General features: G+C 50.7%; 13 protein-coding genes and 3 pseudogenes. 8 read left to right on the plus strand and 8 right to left on the minus strand.

Annotated features, from left to right (window positions below; translation table 11 throughout):
• Positions 1 to 110 precede the first annotated feature (110 nt).
• The 3 genes and pseudogenes from gyrA to A7Z29_RS05900 all read left to right on the plus strand — a co-directional run.
• The gene (gene gyrA / locus A7Z29_RS05890) at positions 111 to 2738 is read left to right on the plus strand and encodes a DNA topoisomerase (ATP-hydrolyzing) subunit A (RefSeq protein ID WP_001281237.1); all 2628 of its coding nucleotides are present in this window, start codon (positions 111 to 113) and stop codon (positions 2736 to 2738) included.
• A gap of 159 nt (positions 2739 to 2897) precedes the next feature.
• Positions 2898 to 2987 (plus strand): annotated as a pseudogene (locus tag A7Z29_RS23635) (hypothetical protein); the annotation flags it as partial.
• Positions 2978 to 3427 (plus strand): annotated as a pseudogene (locus tag A7Z29_RS05900) (YfaP family protein); the annotation flags it as partial. The pseudogenes A7Z29_RS23635 and A7Z29_RS05900, both read left to right, overlap by 10 nt.
• A gap of 73 nt (positions 3428 to 3500) precedes the next feature.
• Here A7Z29_RS05900 and atoB read toward each other — a convergent pair.
• The 6 genes from atoB to atoS all read right to left on the minus strand — a co-directional run bounded on the left by atoB (position 3501) and on the right by atoS (position 10750).
• Positions 3501 to 4685, minus strand: coding sequence for an acetyl-CoA acetyltransferase (atoB, locus tag A7Z29_RS05905; protein WP_105289935.1), 1185 nt, complete (start codon positions 4683 to 4685; stop codon positions 3501 to 3503).
• 30 nt (positions 4686 to 4715) lie between these two features.
• Entirely contained in the window at positions 4716 to 6038 is a 1323-nt protein-coding gene (locus A7Z29_RS05910; protein WP_000580275.1) for a TIGR00366 family protein, read from the minus strand.
• Positions 6035 to 6685, minus strand: coding sequence for an acetate CoA-transferase subunit beta (gene atoA / locus A7Z29_RS05915; protein WP_000339060.1), 651 nt, complete (start codon positions 6683 to 6685; stop codon positions 6035 to 6037). The genes A7Z29_RS05910 and atoA overlap by 4 nt, the downstream gene beginning before the upstream one ends.
• The gene (atoD, locus tag A7Z29_RS05920) at positions 6685 to 7347 is read right to left on the minus strand and encodes an acetate CoA-transferase subunit alpha (RefSeq protein WP_000850524.1); all 663 of its coding nucleotides are present in this window, start codon (positions 7345 to 7347) and stop codon (positions 6685 to 6687) included. Before atoD ends, atoA begins: the two co-directional genes overlap by 1 nt.
• Positions 7348 to 7541: 194 nt before the next feature.
• Positions 7542 to 8927 carry an acetoacetate metabolism transcriptional regulator AtoC gene (atoC, locus tag A7Z29_RS05925; protein ID WP_032225738.1) on the minus strand — a complete coding sequence of 462 codons (1386 nt, stop codon included), beginning with the start codon at positions 8925 to 8927 and terminating at the stop codon, positions 7542 to 7544.
• Positions 8924 to 10750, minus strand: a complete 1827-nt coding sequence (atoS, locus tag A7Z29_RS05930; RefSeq protein ID WP_105289936.1) for a two-component system sensor histidine kinase AtoS — start codon at positions 10748 to 10750, stop codon at positions 8924 to 8926. Before atoS ends, atoC begins: the two co-directional genes overlap by 4 nt.
• A 166-nt stretch (positions 10751 to 10916) precedes the next feature.
• Between atoS and rcsC the strand changes: the two genes are divergently transcribed.
• A complete protein-coding gene (gene rcsC / locus A7Z29_RS05935) occupies positions 10917 to 13766 on the plus strand; it encodes a two-component system sensor histidine kinase RcsC (RefSeq protein ID WP_000876095.1) in 2850 nt (949 codons plus the stop codon).
• Positions 13767 to 13913: 147 nt separating this feature from the next.
• On the opposite strand, the gene rcsB is transcribed toward rcsC, so the two are convergent.
• Both rcsB and rcsD read right to left on the minus strand, forming a co-directional pair.
• Positions 13914 to 14564, minus strand: coding sequence for a response regulator transcription factor RcsB (gene rcsB, locus A7Z29_RS05940; RefSeq protein WP_001516743.1), 651 nt, complete (start codon positions 14562 to 14564; stop codon positions 13914 to 13916).
• A gap of 16 nt (positions 14565 to 14580) precedes the next feature.
• Positions 14581 to 17253 carry a phosphotransferase RcsD gene (rcsD, locus tag A7Z29_RS05945; protein WP_085460953.1) on the minus strand — a complete coding sequence of 891 codons (2673 nt, stop codon included), beginning with the start codon at positions 17251 to 17253 and terminating at the stop codon, positions 14581 to 14583.
• Between the two features lie 738 nt (positions 17254 to 17991).
• On the opposite strand from rcsD, the gene ompC reads away from it, so the two are divergent.
• From ompC to alkB, 4 genes and pseudogenes are all read left to right on the plus strand, one after another.
• A complete protein-coding gene (ompC, locus tag A7Z29_RS05950; RefSeq protein ID WP_105281376.1) occupies positions 17992 to 19098 on the plus strand; it encodes a porin OmpC in 1107 nt (368 codons plus the stop codon).
• 111 nt (positions 19099 to 19209) lie between these two features.
• On the plus strand, positions 19210 to 20265 hold the full coding sequence (gene apbE, locus A7Z29_RS05955) for an FAD:protein FMN transferase ApbE (protein WP_085460952.1): 1056 nt from the start codon (positions 19210 to 19212) through the stop codon (positions 20263 to 20265).
• Positions 20266 to 20338: 73 nt separating this feature from the next.
• Positions 20339 to 21402, plus strand: a pseudogene (ada, locus tag A7Z29_RS05960) (bifunctional DNA-binding transcriptional regulator/O6-methylguanine-DNA methyltransferase Ada).
• On the plus strand, positions 21402 to 22052 hold the full coding sequence (gene alkB / locus A7Z29_RS05965; RefSeq protein WP_105289937.1) for a DNA oxidative demethylase AlkB: 651 nt from the start codon (positions 21402 to 21404) through the stop codon (positions 22050 to 22052). Before ada ends, alkB begins: the two are co-directional and overlap by 1 nt.
• The last annotated feature ends 53 nt before the right edge of the window (positions 22053 to 22105 follow it).

Consider the following 22105-nt stretch of genomic DNA (forward strand, 5'->3'; position numbering starts at 1 on the left):
TATATCAGGCATTGGATGTGAATAAAGCGTATTGGTTTACCTCAATCTGCGCGGCTGTGTTATAATTTGCGACCTTTGAATCCGGGATACAGTAGAGGGATAGCGGTTAGATGAGCGACCTTGCGAGAGAAATTACACCGGTCAACATTGAGGAAGAGCTGAAGAGCTCCTATCTGGATTATGCGATGTCGGTCATTGTTGGCCGTGCGCTGCCAGATGTCCGAGATGGCCTGAAGCCGGTACACCGTCGCGTACTTTACGCCATGAACGTACTAGGCAATGACTGGAACAAAGCCTATAAAAAATCTGCCCGTGTCGTTGGTGACGTAATCGGTAAATACCATCCCCATGGTGACTCGGCGGTCTATGACACGATCGTCCGTATGGCGCAGCCATTTTCGCTGCGTTACATGCTGGTAGACGGTCAGGGTAACTTCGGTTCTATCGACGGCGACTCTGCGGCGGCAATGCGTTATACGGAAATCCGTCTGGCGAAAATTGCCCATGAACTGATGGCCGATCTCGAAAAAGAGACGGTCGATTTCGTTGATAACTATGACGGTACGGAAAAAATTCCGGACGTCATGCCGACCAAAATTCCTAACCTGCTGGTGAACGGTTCTTCCGGTATCGCCGTAGGTATGGCAACCAACATCCCGCCACACAACCTGACGGAAGTCATCAACGGTTGTCTGGCGTATATTGATGATGAAGACATCAGCATTGAAGGGCTGATGGAACACATCCCGGGGCCGGACTTCCCGACGGCGGCAATCATTAACGGTCGTCGCGGTATTGAAGAAGCTTACCGTACCGGTCGCGGCAAGGTGTATATCCGCGCTCGTGCCGAAGTGGAAGTTGACGCCAAAACCGGGCGTGAAACCATTATCGTCCACGAAATTCCGTATCAGGTGAACAAAGCGCGCCTGATCGAGAAGATTGCGGAACTGGTAAAAGAAAAACGCGTGGAAGGCATCAGCGCGCTGCGTGACGAGTCTGACAAAGACGGTATGCGCATCGTGATTGAAGTTAAACGCGATGCGGTCGGTGAAGTTGTGCTCAACAACCTCTACTCCCAGACCCAGTTGCAGGTTTCTTTCGGTATCAACATGGTGGCATTGCACCATGGTCAGCCGAAGATCATGAACCTGAAAGACATTATCGCTGCGTTTGTCCGTCACCGTCGCGAAGTGGTGACCCGTCGTACCATTTTCGAACTGCGTAAAGCCCGCGATCGTGCTCATATCCTTGAAGCATTAGCCGTAGCACTGGCGAACATCGACCCGATCATTGAACTGATCCGTCATGCGCCGACGCCTGCAGAAGCGAAAACCGCGCTGGTTGCTAATCCGTGGCAGCTGGGCAACGTTGCCGCGATGCTGGAGCGTGCGGGTGACGATGCTGCGCGTCCGGAATGGCTGGAGCCAGAGTTCGGCGTGCGTGACGGTCTGTACTACCTGACCGAACAGCAAGCTCAGGCAATTCTGGATCTGCGTTTGCAGAAACTGACCGGCCTTGAGCACGAAAAACTGCTCGACGAATACAAAGAGCTGCTGGATCAGATCGCGGAACTGCTGCGTATTCTGGGTAGCGCCGATCGTCTGATGGAAGTGATCCGCGAAGAGCTGGAACTGGTTCGTGAACAGTTCGGCGACAAACGTCGTACTGAAATCACTGCCAACAGCGCAGACATCAACCTGGAAGATCTGATCACTCAGGAAGATGTAGTCGTGACGCTCTCTCACCAGGGCTACGTGAAGTACCAGCCGCTTTCGGAATACGAAGCGCAGCGTCGTGGCGGGAAAGGTAAATCTGCCGCACGTATTAAAGAAGAAGACTTTATCGACCGACTGCTGGTGGCGAACACCCACGACCATATTCTGTGCTTCTCCAGCCGTGGTCGCGTCTATTCGATGAAGGTTTATCAGTTGCCGGAAGCTTCTCGTGGTGCACGTGGTCGTCCGATCGTCAACCTGCTGCCGCTGGAACAGGACGAACGTATCACCGCGATCCTGCCTGTGACCGAGTTTGAAGAAGGCGTGAAAGTCTTCATGGCGACTGCTAACGGTACTGTGAAGAAAACCGTCCTCACCGAATTCAACCGTCTGCGTACCGCCGGTAAAGTGGCGATCAAGCTGGTTGAAGGCGATGAGCTGATCGGCGTTGATCTGACCAGTGGCGAAGACGAAGTAATGCTGTTCTCCGCCGAAGGTAAAGTGGTGCGCTTTAAAGAGTCTTCTGTCCGTGCGATGGGCTGCAACACTACGGGTGTTCGCGGTATTCGTTTAGGCGAAGGCGATAAAGTCGTGTCTCTGATCGTACCGCGTGGCGATGGCGCAATCCTTACTGCAACACAAAATGGTTACGGTAAACGTACTGCGGTGGCGGAATACCCAACTAAGTCGCGTGCGACGAAAGGGGTTATCTCCATCAAAGTGACTGAACGTAACGGTTTAGTGGTTGGTGCGGTACAGGTTGATGACTGCGATCAGATCATGATGATCACCGATGCCGGTACGCTGGTACGTACCCGCGTTTCGGAAATCAGCATCGTGGGCCGTAACACCCAGGGCGTGATCCTCATCCGTACTGCGGAAGATGAAAACGTAGTGGGTCTGCAACGTGTTGCTGAACCGGTTGACGAGGAAGATCTGGATACCATCGATGGCAGTGCTGCGGAAGGGGACGATGAAATCGCTCCGGAAGTGGACGTTGACGACGAGCCAGAAGAAGAATAATTTTATTTCTTCATGTCAAAAGGGAGCCATCTCCCTTTTTTAAATTGAAAAGTCCAGGCTGCAAAGTCTGGGCTTTTGTCGTATTAGGGCGCGATAAAGTTGTGCATCGCCCATAAAAAATGGCTGGCTTTACACAAGGAATGTGGCAATGAGTGGTGAAAAAAAGCGAAAGGCTGGCGGTTTTATGGCCTTGTAGGTTTTGGTGCAATAGCCCTACTTTCCGCTGGCGTCTGGGCATTGAAGGCAGCAACAGCGTGCAGGTCATCAGCCCGGATGGGCAAAGCCGACAAAAAATGCAGTTTTACTCAACGCCGGGTACAGGAACGATTCGTGCACGTTTACGGCTGGTTCTCTCGTGGGATACGGATAATACCGACCTCGATCTTCATGTCGTTACGCCTGATGGCGAACACGCCTGGTACGGTAACACGGTGCTGAAAAACAGTGGCGCACTGGATATGGATGTCACGACGGGGTACGGACCCGAGATTTTCGCCATGCCAGCGCCAGTTCACGGGCGTTATCAGGTGTATATCAACTACTATGGCGGACGCAGCGAAACGGAATTAACCACTGCCCAACTGACGCTGATCACCGATGAAGGATCGGTCAATGAGAAACAGGAAACATTTATTGTACCGATGCGTAATGCTGGCGAGCTGACGCTGGTGAAAAGTTTTGACTGGTAATTAATGAGGTTACTTTCACTGTCGATGTTTAAGAAAACGCCCGATGACTTTCGCTATCGGGCATTTTTGTTCGTTAATTCAATCGTTCAATCACCATCGCAATTCCCTGACCGCCGCCAATGCACAGCGTCGCCAGACCCAGCGTTTTATCGCGAGCCTGCATTGCATGTAATAGTGTGACCAGAATACGTGCACCGCTGGCACCGATAGGATGCCCCAGCGCGATGGCTCCGCCGTTGACATTCACTTTCTCAGGATCAAAGCCCAGGGTTTTCCCAACGGCAAGGAACTGCGCGGCAAATGCTTCATTGGCTTCGATGAGATCAATGTCTGCCAGTTGCAGCCCCGCCAGTTGTAACGCTTTTTGCGTGGCAGGTACTGGCCCCATACCCATCAATGCAGGGGGCACGCCACCGCTGGCATAGCTTTTAATGCGTGCCAGTGGTTTTAGGCCTGCCGCCAGCGCCGCAGATTCTTCCATAATCACCAGTGCGGCAGCCCCATCGTTAATGCCAGACGCGTTCCCGGCGGTGACCGTTCCGGCTTTGTCGAAGGCCGGGCGCAATGCAGCAAGAGCTTCTGCAGTAGAATCTACTTTCGGGAATTCATCGCGATCGAAGACGATGTTTTTCTTCCGTGTGACAACATTTACCGGGACAATTTCGGCGGTAAAAGCACCGGACTCAATGGCTGCTGCCGCTTTACGCTGTGAATGTAGCGCCAGTTCATCCTGCATTTCACGGGTAATTCCGTACTCTTTGGCAACGTTCTCGGCGGTAATACCCATATGATAACCGTGAGTGGCGCACATCAGGCCATCGCGCAGGATCACGTCATAAACCTGTCCGTCTCCAAGACGATAACCAGAGCGTGCTTTTGCATCGAGTAAATAGGGCGCTAAACTCATGTTCTCCATTCCACCCGCTACGATGCTCTGTGCCTGACCGGCCTGAATTGCCTGGGCGGCAAGCGCCACGCCTTTCAGACCAGAACCACATACTTTGTTGACCGTAAATCCGCACACCGTTTCTGCCAGTCCGCTTTTTAGCAGTGCCTGACGAGCCGGATTTTGCCCCAGCCCGGCCTGCAATACGTTACCCATAATCACTTCATCGACGTGTTGTGAATCGAGTTTTGCGCGTTCAATGGCGGCCTGAATTACTGTTGCCCCCAGATCGATGGCGCTGGTGGAGGCGAGTGAACCATTAAAACTACCGATGGCAGTACGTACCGCACTGACGATGACACAATTTTTCATTTTATATTCCTTCTGTCTGTAGAGTTGCCGTCAGAACAGCGTTAAACCAATGACGAAAATGACGCCGGAGAAGAGCAGGGCAGTGATGCAATAGCCCATGATGTCGCGGACACCGAGCCCGGCGATTGCCAGTGCTGGCAGCGCCCAGAACGGTTGTGCCATGTTCATCCATTGCTCGCCGTAGGCGATCGCCATTACCGATTTACCGAGATCAGCGCCCAGCGCCTGGGCTGCGGGTATCACGAAAGGTCCCTGAATAACCCAGTGACCGCCGCCAGACGGAACGGCGAAGTTAATCAGTGCAGAACTAAAGAAGGTCATTACCGGGAAGGTGTCTTTGTTCGCAACATTGATAAAGAATTCGGTAATGAGTCCGCCCAGACCGGAGTGCTCCATCATCAGTTGGATCCCGGCGTAGAAGGGGAATTGCACCAGAATACCGGCGGTACTGCGTGCTGCCGCGCTGATAGCACGCATATAAGCCATTGGCGTTTTATGTAGCAGCAGACCCGCAATCATAAACATCAGGTTGACGGTATTGATGGTGATGTTGAAGCCATGTTCGCTGAAGTACATTGCCAGGTAAGCGATACCGAGTGCGCCGATGATCAACGTCAGAATGCGGCTTTCTTCCAGTCGCTCGGACGGTGGAGCATCTTTCGGTAGCTGCTTTTGAAAATCAGCCTCTTCCATGAGTAGTTTCGGATCGATACTCACCACGTCAGACGGTTTTGGCATCATCATGCGGGTGATAAATGGCATCACCACAATCAATGCCACAGTGATGAAAATGTTAAAACCACTGAACAGAGTATCGCCCACCGGGATAAGCCCGGCGATATGCTCAACCGGGTTGCCCGGTGTTGCAGCCAACAGAGGCATTGAGCCAGAGAAGCCGCCACCCCAGGTGAGAAAACCAATGTAGGCGCAGGCAATGAGCAACGGATAATCAGAGCCAGGTACTCGCCGGGCGACTTCACGGGCGAACATTGCGCCGACAACCAGACCAAATCCCCAGTTGATGACACAAGCGACGGAACCGAAGAAAGTGACCAGCATGACGCCCTGTACGGGTGTTTTTGCGGCGGAGGCGGCAGTCCGCAGCAAGCTTTTCACCGGAGCAGAGCTGGCAAGGGCATGACCGGTAACGATGATCAGCGCCATCTGCATACCGAACGCCAGCAAGTTCCAGAAACCGTCCCCCCACATTTTCACCATGCTGATCGGCGTTTGTGGTGTTAACCAAAGCGCGATCACGAACGTTAGCAACGTCAGCAACATGGCAAAGATCAGAGGATCGGGAAGCCACCGGCTGACAAAGCGCGTCATAAAACGCGAGATGCGACCAATCATAAATCACCCCGTTGCGTATTCAGATCGGCGGCTACTTCAAACTGAGCTTCGGTTTTGGCACGCACGGTGGCTAAATCACACCCGTCGGCAATTTCGGTGAGCCACATTTTGCCGTCAATGAAACGAAAGACAGCCAGTTCAGTGACCAGCATATGCACCGCGTGTTGCGCAGTGAGCGGCATGGTGCAGCGGCGCAAAATTTTCGGTGAACCATCTTTGGCGCAATGTTCCATGGCAATGATCACTTTGCGCGCCCCGGTCACCAGATCCATCGCGCCACCCATACCGGGCACCATTTTTCCAGGCACTACCCAGTTCGCGAGGTTGGCTTCTTCGTCTACCTGCAAACCACCGAGCACGCAGGCATCAATATGACCGCCACGGATCAGCGCAAATGACATGGCGCTGTCAAACATGGCTGCGCCGGGTAAAACGCCGCATGGTTGTCCGCCAGCGTTCACCAGATCGGGATGCGCTGTCGTGACCGGGCCTAAACCGAGGAAGCCGTTTTCCGATTGCAGAGTGATATGAATACCCTCCGGTAAATAATTGGCGACCATTGTGGGTAAACCGATCCCTAAGTTAACGATGTCACCATCACGAAGCTCTTGTGCCACACGGCGTGCAATACGTTGTTTCGCATCCATTATTTGCTCTCCTGTGAAACGATGATGTGGTCGATAACGGCACCAGGGGTGACAATATGGTCAGGTTGCAGCTCGCCGACTTCGACCAGTTCATCAGGCTCCACCAGCGTGATATCAGCCGCAAGGGCAATCAGGGGGTTAAAGTTGCGGGCGCTAAGTTGATAGGTCAGGTTGCCAAGTGTGTCGCAACGATGAGCGCGAATGAGCGCCAGGTCGGCGCGCAGCGGGCGTTCAAGCAGCCAGGTTTTGCCGTCGAGTGTCAGTGTCTGTTTGCCTTCCTCTACGACGGTGCCGACACCGGTTGGAGTGAGAAAACCACCAAGTCCAGCGCCACCACAGCGAATTTGCTCGATTAGCGTACCTTGTGGCACCAGAACGACGTCCATTTCACCAGATATCATGCGCCGACCTGTTTCCGGGTTGGTGCCGATATGTGACGCAATTACTTTGCGGACTCGACCATTGACGATGAGCGGACCGATGCCGGTATCAACAAACGCGGTATCATTGGCTATCAATGTCAGGTCGCGAACACCAGATTCCAGTAATGCTTCAACCAGGCGGGATGGAGTGCCAATCCCCATAAATCCGCCCACCATGATGGTCATGCCGTCACGAAAGAAGCCGGAGGCGTCTTGTAATGTCATCAATTTTGTTTTCATTATTTATCCCTCTTGCATACACCGTTGTGGGTACAGTCAGGGAATAGCAAGGGGAGTGCCAGAATGAGAATATTTGATGTTGTTTTTAACTGATTGAATATAAAAGGATAAATAAGGTGGGGATTAAGAAGGAGGATGATTGGCTATGCAGAAATTTGCGCACTGTGCAAATTTCTGCATAGCAAGTTTTGGTGTTATACATCCGCCGGATCGATACCGTATTCCTGGAGTTTATACATCAATGCACGGCGACTGATGCCCAGCATCAAAGCGGTGCGGGTTCGGTTTCCGTCCTGTTGTTCCAGCACTTCCATAATGATGCGTTTTTCGACGCGTTTAATTTCCTCTTTTAAATTACGCTCACCGACAGGGGCTGTTTTTGCCTCACCAGCATTACAGACTGGCTGACGAATCTGTGGCGGAAGATCCTCAGAAAAAATGATCGGACCTGAGTTCATTACGACGGCGCGTTCAATGACGTTGGAAAGCTCTCGAATATTTCCCGGCCATGACCAGGCGGTAAGCAGTGACATTGCCATCGGATCGATGTCGATAATATCGCGCTGATTCTCACTACTGAATTTTTGCAAAAAGTGATTAGCTAACAGGGAAATATCTTCCCGGCGATCGCGCAGAGGCGGCAGTATTAAATGAATAACGTTAAGGCGATAAAAGAGATCTTCACGGAAGGTGCCTTCTTTTACCATTGCCTGCAAGTCGCGGTTGGTGGCAGCAATGATGCGGATATCAACTTTTATGGTCTGATGGCCGCCAATCCGTTCAAATTCCCGTTCCTGCAGAATGCGTAGTAATTTGGCTTGCAGTACCAGCGGCATTTCGCCAATTTCGTCGAGGAGCAGAGTACCTTCGTTGGCACGTTCAAATAATCCCTGACGCAAGGTTTGTGCACCAGTAAATGCACCTTTTTCATGACCAAACAGTTCACTTTCGAGCAACGATTCCGGCAGCGCCGCGCAGTTGACTTTAATGAACGGCCCCTTTGCCCGCCGCGAATTGTAGTGAATCGCTCTGGCAATCAACTCTTTCCCGGTGCCGCTTTCACCGCTAATCAAGACGCTGGCCTGAGAAAGGGCAATTTTGGCGGTGTCTTTGCAGATGTCCATCATCGCCGGGCTATTGGTGAGAATGTGCCCCCATTGCCAGCTGGTGCTCAGTGCCTGGTGCAGATGACGGATCTCTTTTTTCATTGACTGGAGTTGTAAAGCGCGCTGAACGATTAAATTCAACTCATCGAGATCAAACGGTTTGATAACATAGTCGAAAGCACCGCAGCGTAGTGCTTCGACGGCGGTTTCCACTTCAGCATAGGCCGTCATCAGAATAACGGGTGTCCGGGTCTCATGGCTGCGCATCTCCTTTAGTGCCTTGATGCCGTCCATCTCAGGCATACGGATATCCATCAACACCACGTCGGGGTGAATATCGGCAAACAGGTGTAATGCGGTGCGTCCGTTGTTCGCACAATGTGTTTCGTATCCTTGTAGTGCAAAAGCGGTGCTCAGCATACGGCGAACATTATCTTCATCATCAACAATAAGGATGCGATTAATAGCGGTCATACGGTCTGATTTCCCTGCGGGTTGATCGGTAAAATAAGGGTGAAGATTGCGCCGTAGCCCGGCAAACTGGTGACGCGAATATCCCCCTGATGGGCATTAATGATGCGTTGACTTAACGCCAGACCAAGCCCGGTTCCTGAGGCTTTGGTGGTGAAAAAGGGATCGAAGATCTTTTTTTGCAGCGAGAGATCAATGCCACAGCCGTTGTCTTCTATCGAAATGGCCTGTTGTGAGTCGCTGTACTGCCAGGTTCGAATGCGAATTTTCCCTCGTGCACTGATAGCCTGGACGGCATTGATCAGGATATTCAGGAGTACCTGTTTGAGCAGTTCGCGATCGGCACTAATCGGGCTTAATTCATTGTCCAGTTCGCTTATGAAGTCGATCCGCGCTTGTACGCCGGCGGTTTGCACCAGTACCAGAGTTTCTTCAACCAATGCATTGAGGCTGACTTGTTGCCATTGACCGTGGCGTGGGCGTGAAAAATCGAGCAATTGCTGAATAACTTTGTTAATTGAATCGATTTCTTTGAGTACTACGGACAGATATTCCTGATGTATTGGGTCACTGGTTTGTTGGCGCAAGATCTGTACATAACCACGAATAGCCGTTAGCGGATTACGTACTTCATGCGCCACGCCAGCCATCAGCTCACCCAGTGTGGCGAGGCGTTCTGCTTGCGCCATGCGGCGCTGGGTTTCTTTGCGGGCAGTTAAATCAGAGAAAATCACCAAAGCACCTATCATTTCACCGTGCGTGTTATGAATACGACTGGTAGTGACACTGAGTTCAATGGTGCGGTCACGGCCTGGAAAACTGATCTCCAGCGCCACGTGTTCGGTGCCATGTTCCAGCGTATCCAGAACTGGACTGTAGAACTGAGTATTGTCGAACAACATGGAGTAAGGCTGCCCTACCAGTTCATGACGTTGATAGCCAGTGATGACTTCTGCTGCTGGGTTCATGGTGGTTACATCACCCTGGCGGTCGATGGCAATGACGCCATCGGCAGCGTTTTCAATAATCAGATCGTTAAGTGTCCGCGTTTCACGCAGTGCCTGGGCGAGGTTGTTAACACTCTGACTGATTTGCCCCATTTCACCGGGCAATTGTGGTAATCGAGTGGGAATATTTTGCGCCAGAGTCGAGAGGCCATCGGTGATGATATCTATATTGGCGCTCAGGCGACGGGAGAAAAGTACAATCAACAACAGGCTTATCAGCAAACCGGCGGTGAGTACAATGATAATCCTCACATCCATTTTCCAGGCCTGGCGGCGAATATCTTCGGTTAATTCATTGGCCCAGATATAACCGAGGACTTCACCATTACGCTCAATGGGGAGCATTGAATTCAAAATATCGCCGCGCACCTGCCTGCCTGAATAAACCAAAGGGGTATTTGTACGCATAACTTCGCGACCAGGGTGATCCGCAGCAATAGTCACGCCCACATTATTCTGATATAGCGATGAAGGCGCGTAGGTGATTATCGCATCCAGCGTCTTGTTATAATAACCAGCGCCTATGCCAGGAAAGGCGCGAGTAATATTTTCGGTAATGGGGGCAAGCTCTGCATTCAATGCGCGGATACGCTCTTCACGCGGTAAGTCGATGTAGAGATCGTAGCGATCGCCTAGCGCCTGATTAAGCAGGTTGACCACGGCAGAAAGTTTTTTCTCTTTTTCAGATAAGACTGCTGAACGTCCTTCCGTTTCTACGATATAACCAATAGTAAGCGTTGGGACAATGACCATCAGGATTGCCATCAGGATCATTTGATTGCGTAAGCGGCGTGGATAAATCCACTTCATATAATGCATGCTGAAATCCATCAATCTTGTCCGATATATGACGATTATCGGGGGTTAAGGTGATGATTTCTCGGCGGTGTATCATATTACCGAGAAGAGAGAACATTGCGGTGGCACGCTTTTACCGCTACCTTAACCACACTCCATCGGTCACCTGAGGCGGAGCTTCGCCCCTTTGAAATACCTTGCTTCTTTTCGCACAACCCTGAAAGTCTCGCGCTATATGTTCAGAGCATTGGCGTTATTGCTCTGGTTGCTGATTGCTTTTTCATCAGTGTTTTATATCGTCAATGCCCTGCATCAGCGAGAATCTGAGATTCGTCAGGAATTTAACCTGAGTTCCGATCAGGCTCAGCGGTTTATTCAGCGCACTTCTGACGTGATGAAAGAGCTGAAGTACATTGCTGAAAATCGCTTATCTGTAGAAAACGGCGTGCTTTCCCCGCGTGGGCGAGAAACGCAAGCGGATGTGCCGGTGTTCGAACCGTTGTTTGCTGATTCCGATTGTTCCGCGATGAGTAACACCTGGCGTGGCTCTCTGGAGTCACTGGCGTGGTTTATGCGCTACTGGCGCGATAATTTCTCTGCAGCTTACGATCTCAACCGCGTATTTTTGATCGGCAGCGATAACCTCTGCATGGCAAACTTTGGCCTGCGTGATATGCCGGTTGAACGCGACACCGCCCTGAAAGCTCTGCATGAGCGCATCAATAAGTATCGTAATGCTCCGCAGGATGACAGCGGCAGCAACCTTTATTGGATCAGCGAAGGCCCGCGTCCTGGCGTTGGATATTTTTACGCGCTGACGCCGGTGTATCTGGCGAACCGTTTGCAGGCCTTGCTGGGCGTTGAACAAACCATTCGGATGGAGAACTTCTTCTTACCAGGTACATTACCGATGGGGGTTACTATCCTTGATGAGAATGGTCATACCCTGATTTCGTTGACCGGACCAGAAAGCAAAATCGAGGCTGAACCGCGTTGGATGCAGGAACGTTCCTGGTTTGGTTATACACCAGGCTTCCATGAGCTGGTGCTGAAGAAAAATCTGCCGCCATCATCGTTAAGTATTGTTTACTCGGTGCCCGTAGATCAGGTGCTGGAACGCATTCGTATGCTGATACTTAACGCTATTTTGCTGAATGTGATTGCTGGTGCGGCGCTGTTCACCCTCGCGCGGATGTACGAGCGGCGTATTTTCATTCCGGCAGAAAGTGACGCCCAGCGTCTGGAAGAACACGAGCAGTTTAATCGCAAGATTGTCGCCTCCGCACCGGTGGGGATCTGTATTTTGCGCACCGCTGATGGCGTCAATATTTTGAGTAACGAACTGGCGCATACCTATCTCAACATGCTTACGCATGAGGATCGCCAGCGGCTGACGCAAATTATCTGCGGGCAGCAGGTCAATTTTGTCGATGTCCTGACCAGCAACAATACTAATCTGCAAATCAGCTTTGTTCATTCTCGCTATCGTAATGAAAACGTGGCGATTTGCGTACTGGTCGATGTTTCTTCGCGCGTGAAGATGGAAGAGTCGTTGCAAGAGATGGCGCAGGCAGCAGAACAGGCGAGTCAGTCGAAATCGATGTTCCTTGCTACCGTCAGCCACGAGTTGCGAACGCCGCTGTATGGCATTATCGGTAACCTGGATCTGTTGCAAACCAAAGAGTTGCCGAAAGGCGTTGACCGTCTGGTGACGGCAATGAATAACTCTTCCAGCCTGCTGTTGAAAATTATCAGCGACATTCTCGATTTCTCGAAGATTGAATCGGAACAGTTAAAGATAGAGCCACGTGAGTTTTCACCGCGTGAAGTGATGAACCATATCACCGCCAACTATTTGCCGCTGGTGGTGCGAAAGCAGCTTGGTTTGTACTGCTTTATTGAACCGGATGTGCCGGTAGCTTTAAACGGCGATCCGATGCGTTTACAGCAGGTTATCTCCAATCTGTTGAGTAACGCCATTAAATTTACCGATACCGGCTGCATTGTTCTGCATGTCCGTGCTGATGGTGATTATCTTTCTATTCGTGTTCGCGATACTGGCGTGGGTATTCCGGCGAAAGAAGTGGTGCGGCTTTTTGATCCCTTCTTCCAGGTAGGGACGGGCGTACAGCGTAACTTCCAGGGAACCGGTCTGGGGCTGGCGATTTGTGAAAAATTGATCAGCATGATGGACGGTGACATCTCGGTGGAGTCTGAACCAGGCATGGGAAGCCAGTTTACGGTGCGTATTCCGTTGTATGGTGCGCAATATCCACATAAAAAAGGTGTCGAAGGATTAACGGGTAAACGCTGCTGGTTGGCGGTACGTAATGCGTCACTATACCAGTTTATCGAAACCAGTTTGCAGCGCAGTGGTGTAATCGTTACAACATACGAAGGTCAGGAACCCTCACCAGAGGATGTGTTGATTACGGATGAGGCGCTGAGCGAAAAATGGCAGGGTAGAGCGGTGGTGACGTTCTGCCGTCGGCATATTGGTATTCCGCTGGAGAAAGCGCCCGGTGAGTGGGTGCATAGCGTCGCCTCGTCGCATGAACTGCCTGTGCTACTGGCGCGTATCTATCGGATAGAAATTGAAAATGATGATCCTGCCAACGTTCTGCCATTGATGGACAAAGATTCCACTAGCAATGACGACATGATGATTCTGGTGGTTGACGATCATCCGATTAACCGTCGCTTACTAGCCGATCAGCTCGGATCGTTGGGTTATCAGTGTAAAACGGCAAATGATGGCGTCGATGCGCTTAATGTACTAAGCAAGAATCATATCGATATCGTGCTTAGCGACGTCAACATGCCGAATATGGACGGTTACCGGTTAACGCAACGTATTCGTCAGTTAGGGCTAACGTTGCCGGTAATCGGGGTGACTGCCAATGCGTTGGCTGAAGAGAAGCAGCGGTGTCTGGAGTCCGGTATGGATAGCTGTCTGTCGAAGCCCGTGACGCTGGATGTCATAAAACAGACGCTGACGATGTATGCCGAGAGGGTCAGGAAAGCGCGGAAATCGTAGGAGCGGTCGGAGCAAATGCCTGATGCGACGCTGGCGCGTCTTATCAGGCCTATGTTTGTGTAATGTATTGAAATATTGGGATTTGTAGGCCGGATAAGGCGTTCACGCCGCATCCGGCGGTCGGTGCTTATCTGGCCTGTCGGGAGATTACTCTTTATCTGCCGGGCTTAAGGTCACAGAAGAGAGATAGTTCAGCAGGGCGATATCGTTCTCGACACCCAACTTCATCATCGCGGATTTCTTCTGGCTGCTGATGGTTTTGATGCTACGGTTGAGCTTTTTAGCAATCTCGGTAACCAGAAAACCTTCTGCAAACAGGCGCAGTACTTCACTCTCTTTAGGTGAGAGACGCTTGTCACCGTAACCACTGGCGCTGATTTTCTCCAGCAGACGAGATACGCTTTCCGGGGTAAATTTCTTGCCTTTTTGCAGCGCGGCGAGGGCTTTCGGCAGATCTGTAGGCGCGCCTTGCTTCAGGACGATTCCTTCGATATCCAGATCCAGTACCGCGCTAAGAATTGCCGGGTTGTTGTTCATGGTCAGAACAATGATCGACAGGCTAGGGAAATGACGCTTGATGTATTTGATCAAGGTGATCCCGTCACCGTATTTATCTCCAGGCATGGAGAGATCGGTAATCAACACGTGCGCATCCAGTTTCGGCAGGTTGTTGATCAGTGCTGTGGAATCTTCAAATTCGCCGACAACATTCACCCACTCAATTTGCTCAAGTGATTTGCGAATACCGAACAGTACTATCGGATGGTCATCGGCAATAATTACGTTCATATTGTTCATGTAATAGGCTACCTTGCTACAGCAAGCTCTTGACATAGCTGTCAATGTCGCTGATGTATTTTTCTGTTCCTGGGACATCCTTCTCGCGAATAAGATGTTCCAGCGTTTCACATAACTGCTTGCCGGGTACCAGATTTAGCATGGCAAACACGCCTTTAAGACGATGAGCCGTTTGGGCTAATGCAGCAAAGTCACTGGTTGCTGCTTCAGTATACAGCCTCTTAACATCATCCGGTACTGTGTCTACAAAGAGCGCATAATAGCCGCTGGCATGGAGTTGTGCATTTTCATCTCCACCCATAGGCGATTCTGTCACCTCTTCCTGCGCCAGTTGCACTTCAATTAATTGTAAGACCGCTTCCTGCATAGCATTGCTCATATTGAAGTTGACGCACAATTGACCAGGCCCAATTTCCCGTACGCCAGACTCATCATCGCTTAAAAGCAAGCCAGAGGCAGTAAGATTAGACGGATTATCCGTTAAAAAGATATCATAATCCTGACTAATTAATCTTTCATCGGGTGTGATACAGGTTGCACCCCAATTTTCTAACTGGCGAGTGACAATATTCCGAATTTCTGTGGAAGTTACATCCACCATCACGGTGACATCATCCAGTAAACGTTCTTCTTCCTCTTCAACGTCCGGGGTAGCAGGGAGCATTTTTATATGCACGGAGTATCGTGTGCCAAGCCCGTCCCGCGTTTTAATATTTAAATGACCGCCCAGTTTTCGCGCTAGTTGATCACTTAACCAGAATGCCAGCGGGTTCGCCTTGCCATAGCGATCGCTTTGGGTCTGGTTGATGAACGGGAAGTGCAAATTATCCATTTCATGAATACTTACACCATCTCCGGTGTCAAGAATGCGGAAAGTCAGACGTTCGTCAGAGGATTCATCCTGATCAACCTCAAGGGTAATTTTCCCCAGTTGCGTTGAGGTGACGGCATATTGCATCAACAGCAGCAAAATACGGCGTAAAGCATCGCGATCGCCACGGCGCATATCGTGTGCTTTCAGATGATTGTTAATCAGCAGTTGCAGGCCTTTGCGTTTCATTGCTGGTAGCACTGCGGGCACTACTTCATCGATTAAATCCTGTACGGAGAAAAGCTCGGTCTCGCTCTTCCAGCTATCGTCCGCAAGAATATTCGCTAGCTGAATTTCATCGACCAGGCGCACCAGCACATCAGCCTGATTTGCCAGTTGTTTGCTTTCCGGGGAGTTGAGTTTAGCCGCACTCTCCGCCAGTGACCGTGCGGGTTCTTTCAGCGCATCGCCAATGTTTTGCATAAAGGCCATCCGGCCCTGCTGGTTTTTCTCATACAGGCGCTGCGCCTGCTTGAGTTTCTTGTTCACCAGCACCTCGCGATCCTGATCGCGAATGATGAAGATTTGCGTACGCGGCGCTATCTGGCTGCGGAACATGCGAATTTCATACAGCTCGTTATTGACGGTCGCCTGAATAATCCCCTGATGCTGTTCTGCCATGGTGGTGATGTTTTGCAGATTCAAATGCGGCAGCAGATGGTCGGCAATCTTATTGCTGATAACTGTGCGATTCGATTCCTGATCGTGAACCAGCAGACCGAGTGGCAGCAGTGACACAATCTCTTCATTTATTGCTCGCAAAATACGCAGTTCGTTATTCACTGCGGTGCTGGGAACGCTTTCTGTGCTGCGCCCGGAGAAATGGCGAAAGGTGGTGTAACCAAAAAGCGCCAGTGCCAGCAAACCGATATTCAGCAGCAGTGGCAGCAGAATATTTTGCAATGTATCCAGCAGCAAAGTGCCGTAAGGAACCTGCCAGACCAGCCGCATATCGGTGGAGTTGAGCGCCGAAGAGATTTCAATCTTCGAACTATTAAAGTTAATGCTGACGCTATCCGTTGCTTCTTTCTCATTATTATTGTTACCCGCAGTACCTGCTTCTGGTTCAAGACGGAAGCTATCCAGCGGCATCCCTGGCGGGATTAAATCATTAATAGGCAGATCAAATGCAACCACTGTTGCCAGATGTCCCGGCTGGTTAAAGGTTGTACGCAAGGTAAAATAATGACCGTTCTGCCAGGCAAGACGGCGCAGGTTAGAAAAACTTTCACGTTCATCCAGGGCATTAGCCTGCTGCAGCATCTCCGCGCGACGAGAATCAACAATGTCACTGACAGTCGATTCTTTAAATCCGGAGGTGAGATCTTTTAACGGCAAGGTCGAGATAAGAATCAGGCTGTTATCCTGACCGTTCAGATAATACATCGACCACGGTACATTTTCTGCGCCCCATAATGTGTCCAGATAAGTAGACATTCGTTGGGTCATCTCAAGCGTTGAGTTGTCGTGAGAACCAAAGATCAGGGCTTCTGTTTTGCGACGCGGTTTTTCCAGATAGTAGACATCCTGTTTCAGACGCGTCTCTTGCAAACTTTCACTGGTGGAAGGTGAAGTCGTTGCAGCGATGTTGTCGTAGATCTGCCAGGTCACGTAACGCCAGGTATCGACGCGCTTTTGTATAGCATGAGTAATGTCGACAATCTGGTAGCTTTTATCTTTCAGCCAGGCGTTGACTGCGCTTTGTACCATTACACCCATCATCACCAGCAACACAATGATCAACAGTAAAAAGAAGCGGGTAATGCTCCCCGGTAGGAGTGAAAAGCGGGTCGTGGCCGTTGTCTCTTTCTGACGCATTCGTGTTTATGACCTGTTAAAACTTCGCGAAGTGATAGGGCAGTATAAAGGGTACAGTGCGAAATTCCAGACTATTACCCGATAGATGACTCTCTCTTCCTCAACGATATGTCTCGTTCTGCCAGATGAGAAATAGATGTACACACCGCATTCTGCTGTACAAATAATCTGCAAAAAAGAAGAGCGAAATTAATTACGGATAAAGAAAAGATGGCGGGAATTATATCTTGTTAATTTTTTGTGAATTATTAACAAGCGTTATAATTTTCCAGCGGTAGTACAAAAAAATAAAAGTTGTGTAAAGAAGGGTAAAAAAAAACCGGATGCGAGGCATCCGGTTGAAATAGGGGTAAACAGACATTCAGAAATGAATGACGGTAATAAATAAAGTTAATGATGATAGCGAGACATATTTTAGTTGCGAGTGAAGATTTTGTTTTGGCATTCAGTGCTATCAAGTACTTAAGAATAAGTTATTGATTTTAACCTTGAATTATTATTGCTTGATGTTAGGTGCTTATTTCGCCAATCATCAAGAATCTTAAAAAGTTCCATCATATTTACATTTTGAAACATCTATAGCGACAAATGAAACATCTTAAAAGTTTTAGTATCATATTCGTGTTGGATTATTCTGCATTTTTGGGGAGAATGGACTTGCCGACTGATTAATGAGGGTTAATCAGTATGCAGTGGCATAAAAAAGCAAATAAAGGCATATAACAGAGGGTTAATAACATGAAAGTTAAAGTACTGTCCCTCCTGGTCCCAGCTCTGCTGGTAGCAGGCGCAGCAAACGCTGCTGAAGTTTACAACAAAGACGGCAACAAATTAGATCTGTACGGTAAAGTAGACGGCCTGCACTATTTCTCTGACAACAAGTCAGAAGACGGCGACCAGACCTATGTACGTCTTGGTTTCAAAGGCGAAACTCAGGTTACTGACCAGCTGACCGGTTACGGCCAGTGGGAATATCAGATCCAGGGCAATACCTCTGAAGACAACAAAGAAAACTCCTGGACCCGTGTAGCATTCGCTGGTCTGAAATTCCAGGACGTTGGTTCTTTCGACTACGGTCGTAACTACGGCGTTGTTTACGACGTAACTTCCTGGACCGACGTACTGCCAGAATTCGGTGGCGACACTTACGGTTCTGACAACTTCATGCAGCAGCGTGGTAACGGCTTCGCGACCTACCGTAACACCGACTTCTTCGGTCTGGTTGACGGTCTGAACTTTGCTGTTCAGTACCAGGGTAAAAACGGCAGCGTAAGCGGCGAAGGCATGACCAACAACGGTCGTGGTGCTCTGCGTCAGAACGGCGACGGCGTTGGCGGTTCTATCACTTATGATTACGAAGGCTTCGGTATCGGTGCTGCAGTTTCCAGCTCCAAACGTACTGATGATCAGAACAGCCCGCTGTACATCGGTAACGGCGACCGTGCTGAAACCTACACCGGTGGTCTGAAATACGACGCTAACAACATCTACCTGGCTGCTCAGTACACCCAGACCTACAACGCAACTCGCGTAGGTTCCCTGGGTTGGGCGAACAAAGCACAGAACTTCGAAGCTGTTGCTCAGTACCAGTTCGACTTCGGTCTGCGTCCGTCTGTAGCATACCTGCAGTCTAAAGGTAAAAACCTGGGTGTCGTTGCTGGTCGTAACTACGACGACGAAGATATCCTGAAATATGTTGATGTTGGTGCTACCTACTACTTCAACAAAAACATGTCCACCTACGTTGACTACAAAATCAACCTGCTGGACGACAACCAGTTCACCCGCGCTGCTGGCATCAACACTGATGACATCGTAGCTCTGGGTCTGGTTTACCAGTTCTAATCTCGATTTATATCGAACAAAGGGCCTGCGGGCCCTTTTTTCATTGTTTTCAGCGTACAAACGCAGTTTTTTGGTGTACTCTTGCGACCGTTCGCATGAGGATAATCACGTATGGAAATAAGCTTTACCCGCGTGGCATTGCTGGCTGCCGCGCTCTTCTTTGTTGGTTGCGATCAAAAAACACAACCCGCCAAACCCCACGCTACTGAAGTTACCGTTCTTGAAGGCAAAACGATGGGAACCTTCTGGCGTGCCAGCATCCCTGGCATTGACGCCAAACGCAGTGCTGAACTTAAAGAGAAGATTCAGACCCAGCTGAACGCCGACGATCAGCTGCTTTCGACCTATAAAAAAGACTCCGCGCTGATGCGCTTTAACGATTCGAAAAGTTTGTCACCGTGGCCGGTAAGTGAAGCGATGGCCGATATCATCACCACCTCGCTGCGCATTGGCGCCAAAACCGATGGCGCGATGGATATTACTGTCGGGCCGCTGGTGAATCTGTGGGGCTTTGGCCCGGAACAACAGCCAGTACAAATCCCGAACCAGGAACAGATCGACGCGATGAAAGCCAAAACAGGTTTGCAGCACCTGACGGTCATTAATCAGTCGCATCAGCAATATCTGCAAAAAGATCTGCCGGATTTATATGTCGATCTCTCCACCGTCGGCGAAGGTTATGCGGCAGATCATCTGGCACGCTTAATGGAGCAGGAAGGTATTTCCCGCTATCTGGTGTCGGTGGGGGGCGCGCTGAACAGCCGTGGCATGAACGGCGAAGGGCAGCCGTGGCGGGTGGCGATCCAAAAACCGACCGATAAAGAGAACGCGGTTCAGGCCGTGGTGGATATCAACGGTCACGGGATTAGCACCTCCGGCAGCTATCGCAACTATTACGAACTGGACGGCAAACGCCTTTCCCATGTTATCGATCCGCAAACCGGGCGTCCCATTGAGCACAATCTGGTCTCCGTGACCGTGATTGCCCCGACGGCGCTGGAAGCCGACGCCTGGGATACAGGTTTGATGGTGCTCGGGCCGGAGAAAGCCAAAGAAGTCGTTCGTCGGGAAGGGCTGGCGGTCTATATGATCACCAAAGAGGGCGATAGCTTTAAAACCTGGATGTCGCCGCAGTTTAAAAGCTTCCTTATTAGCGAAAAAAATTAAAGCGCAAGATTGTTGGTTTTTGCGCGATGGTGACCGGGCAGACTAAAGGCTATCCTTAACCAGGGAGCTGATGATGAAAAACGCCACACGCTTAACTGATGATCAACGCTGGCAATCTGTCTTAGCCCGCGACCCGAACGCCGACGGCGAATTTGTCTTCGCCGTGTGCACCACGGGCATCTTTTGCCGTCCGTCTTGCCGCGCCAGACATGCCTTGCGGGAAAACGTTTCTTTCTATACGGATGCCAGCGAGGCGCTTGCCGCTGGCTTTCGCCCCTGCAAACGTTGTCAGCCAGACAAAGCCAATCCCCAGCAACATCGCCTTGATAAAATTACCCACGCCTGCCGACTGCTGGAACAGGAAACGCCTGTAACGCTGGAAGCCTTAGCCGACCAGGTGGCGATGAGTCCGTTCCATTTGCATCGATTGTTTAAAGCGACGACCGGAATGACGCCTAAAGCCTGGCAGCAGGCCTGGCGCGCTCGTCGTTTACGGGAATCTCTGGCAAAAGGGGAGAGCGTGACTCAGGCGATTCTCAATGCCGGATTCCCCGACGGCAGCAGTTACTACCGTAAAGCCGATGAAACGCTGGGCATGACGGCTAAACAGTTTCGTCACGGTGGCGAAAGCCTGGCTGTGCGTTATGCGCTGGCTGATTGTGAGCTGGGTCGTTGCCTGGTGGCAGAAAGCGAGCGGGGGATTTGCGCGATATTACTGGGTGATGATGACGCGACATTAATCAGTGAACTGCGGCAGATGTTTCCCGCTGCCAGCGACGAACCGGCGGGTGAGGAATTTCAGCAACGCCTACGCGAAGTGATCGCCAGCCTCAATCAGCGCGATACGCCGCTGACGTTGCCGCTGGATATTCGCGGCACCGCTTTTCAACAGCAAGTCTGGCAGGCGCTGCGTACCATTCCTTGCGGTGAAACTGTGAGTTATCAGCAACTGGCAAACACCATCGGCAAACCGAAAGCGGTACGTGCCGTGGCAAGTGCCTGCGCCGCCAATAAGTTAGCGATCGTTATACCTTGTCATCGGGTGGTACGTGGTGATGGCACACTTTCCGGTTACCGCTGGGGGGGGCGCGTAAAGCACAGTTGCTACGCCGTGAAGCTGAAAACGAGGAAAAATAATGTTGGATCTGTTTGCTGATGCTGAACCGTGGCAAGAACCTCTGGCACCTGGCGCGGCAATTTTACGGCGCTTTGCCTTTAACGTTGCGGAACAACTGATCCGCGATATTAATGGCGTCGCCCGCCAGTCGCCGTTTCGCCAGATGGTTACCCCCGGCGGATATACCATGTCGGTGGCAATGACCAACTGCGGGCGTCTGGGCTGGACCACCAATCGGCAGGGTTATCTCTATTCGCCCATTGATCCGCAAACAAATAAACCGTGGCCCGCCATGCCGCAGAGTTTTCATAATTTATGTCAACGTGCGGCTACGGCGGCGGGCTATCCAGATTTCCAGCCAGATGCTTGTCTTATCAACCGCTATGCCCCTGGCGCGAAACTGTCGTTACATCAGGATAAAGACGAACCGGATCTGCGCGCACCGATTGTTTCTGTTTCTCTGGGCTTACCCGCGATTTTTCAATTTGGTGGCCTCAAACGTAATGATCCGCTAAAACGACTGTTGCTGGAGCATGGCGACGTGGTGGTTTGGGGCGGTGAATCGCGGCTGTTTTATCACGGCATTCAACCACTCAAAGCGGGCTTTCATCCACTCACCGCCGACTGCCGCTACAATCTGACATTCCGTCAGGCAGGTAAAAAAGAATAAAAATAAGAATTATTATTGCTGTGAGCGCGGAGATGTTTAAACTGCGGGCTGTA

The organism is Escherichia sp. MOD1-EC6842, assembly GCF_002965705.1.
In the GTDB taxonomy this organism is placed as follows: Bacteria; Pseudomonadota; Gammaproteobacteria; order Enterobacterales; family Enterobacteriaceae; genus Escherichia; species Escherichia ruysiae.

Excerpts from the sequence above, each read along its gene's own strand:
- gyrA (WP_001281237.1), top strand. The coding sequence starts at position 111 with ATGAGCGACCTTGCGAGAGAAATTACACCGGTCAACATTGAGGAAGAG.
- atoB (WP_105289935.1), bottom strand. The coding sequence starts at position 4,685 with ATGAAAAATTGTGTCATCGTCAGTGCGGTACGTACTGCCATCGGTAGT.
- A7Z29_RS05910 (WP_000580275.1), bottom strand. The coding sequence starts at position 6,038 with ATGATTGGTCGCATCTCGCGTTTTATGACGCGCTTTGTCAGCCGGTGG.
- atoA (WP_000339060.1), bottom strand. The coding sequence starts at position 6,685 with ATGGATGCGAAACAACGTATTGCACGCCGTGTGGCACAAGAGCTTCGT.
- atoD (WP_000850524.1), bottom strand. The coding sequence starts at position 7,347 with ATGAAAACAAAATTGATGACATTACAAGACGCCTCCGGCTTCTTTCGT.
- atoC (WP_032225738.1), bottom strand. The coding sequence starts at position 8,927 with ATGACCGCTATTAATCGCATCCTTATTGTTGATGATGAAGATAATGTT.
- atoS (WP_105289936.1), bottom strand. The coding sequence starts at position 10,750 with ATGCATTATATGAAGTGGATTTATCCACGCCGCTTACGCAATCAAATG.
- rcsB (WP_001516743.1), bottom strand. The coding sequence starts at position 14,564 with ATGAACAATATGAACGTAATTATTGCCGATGACCATCCGATAGTACTG.
- rcsD (WP_085460953.1), bottom strand. The coding sequence starts at position 17,253 with ATGCGTCAGAAAGAGACAACGGCCACGACCCGCTTTTCACTCCTACCG.
- ompC (WP_105281376.1), top strand. The coding sequence starts at position 17,992 with ATGAAAGTTAAAGTACTGTCCCTCCTGGTCCCAGCTCTGCTGGTAGCA.
- apbE (WP_085460952.1), top strand. The coding sequence starts at position 19,210 with ATGGAAATAAGCTTTACCCGCGTGGCATTGCTGGCTGCCGCGCTCTTC.
- alkB (WP_105289937.1), top strand. The coding sequence starts at position 21,402 with ATGTTGGATCTGTTTGCTGATGCTGAACCGTGGCAAGAACCTCTGGCA.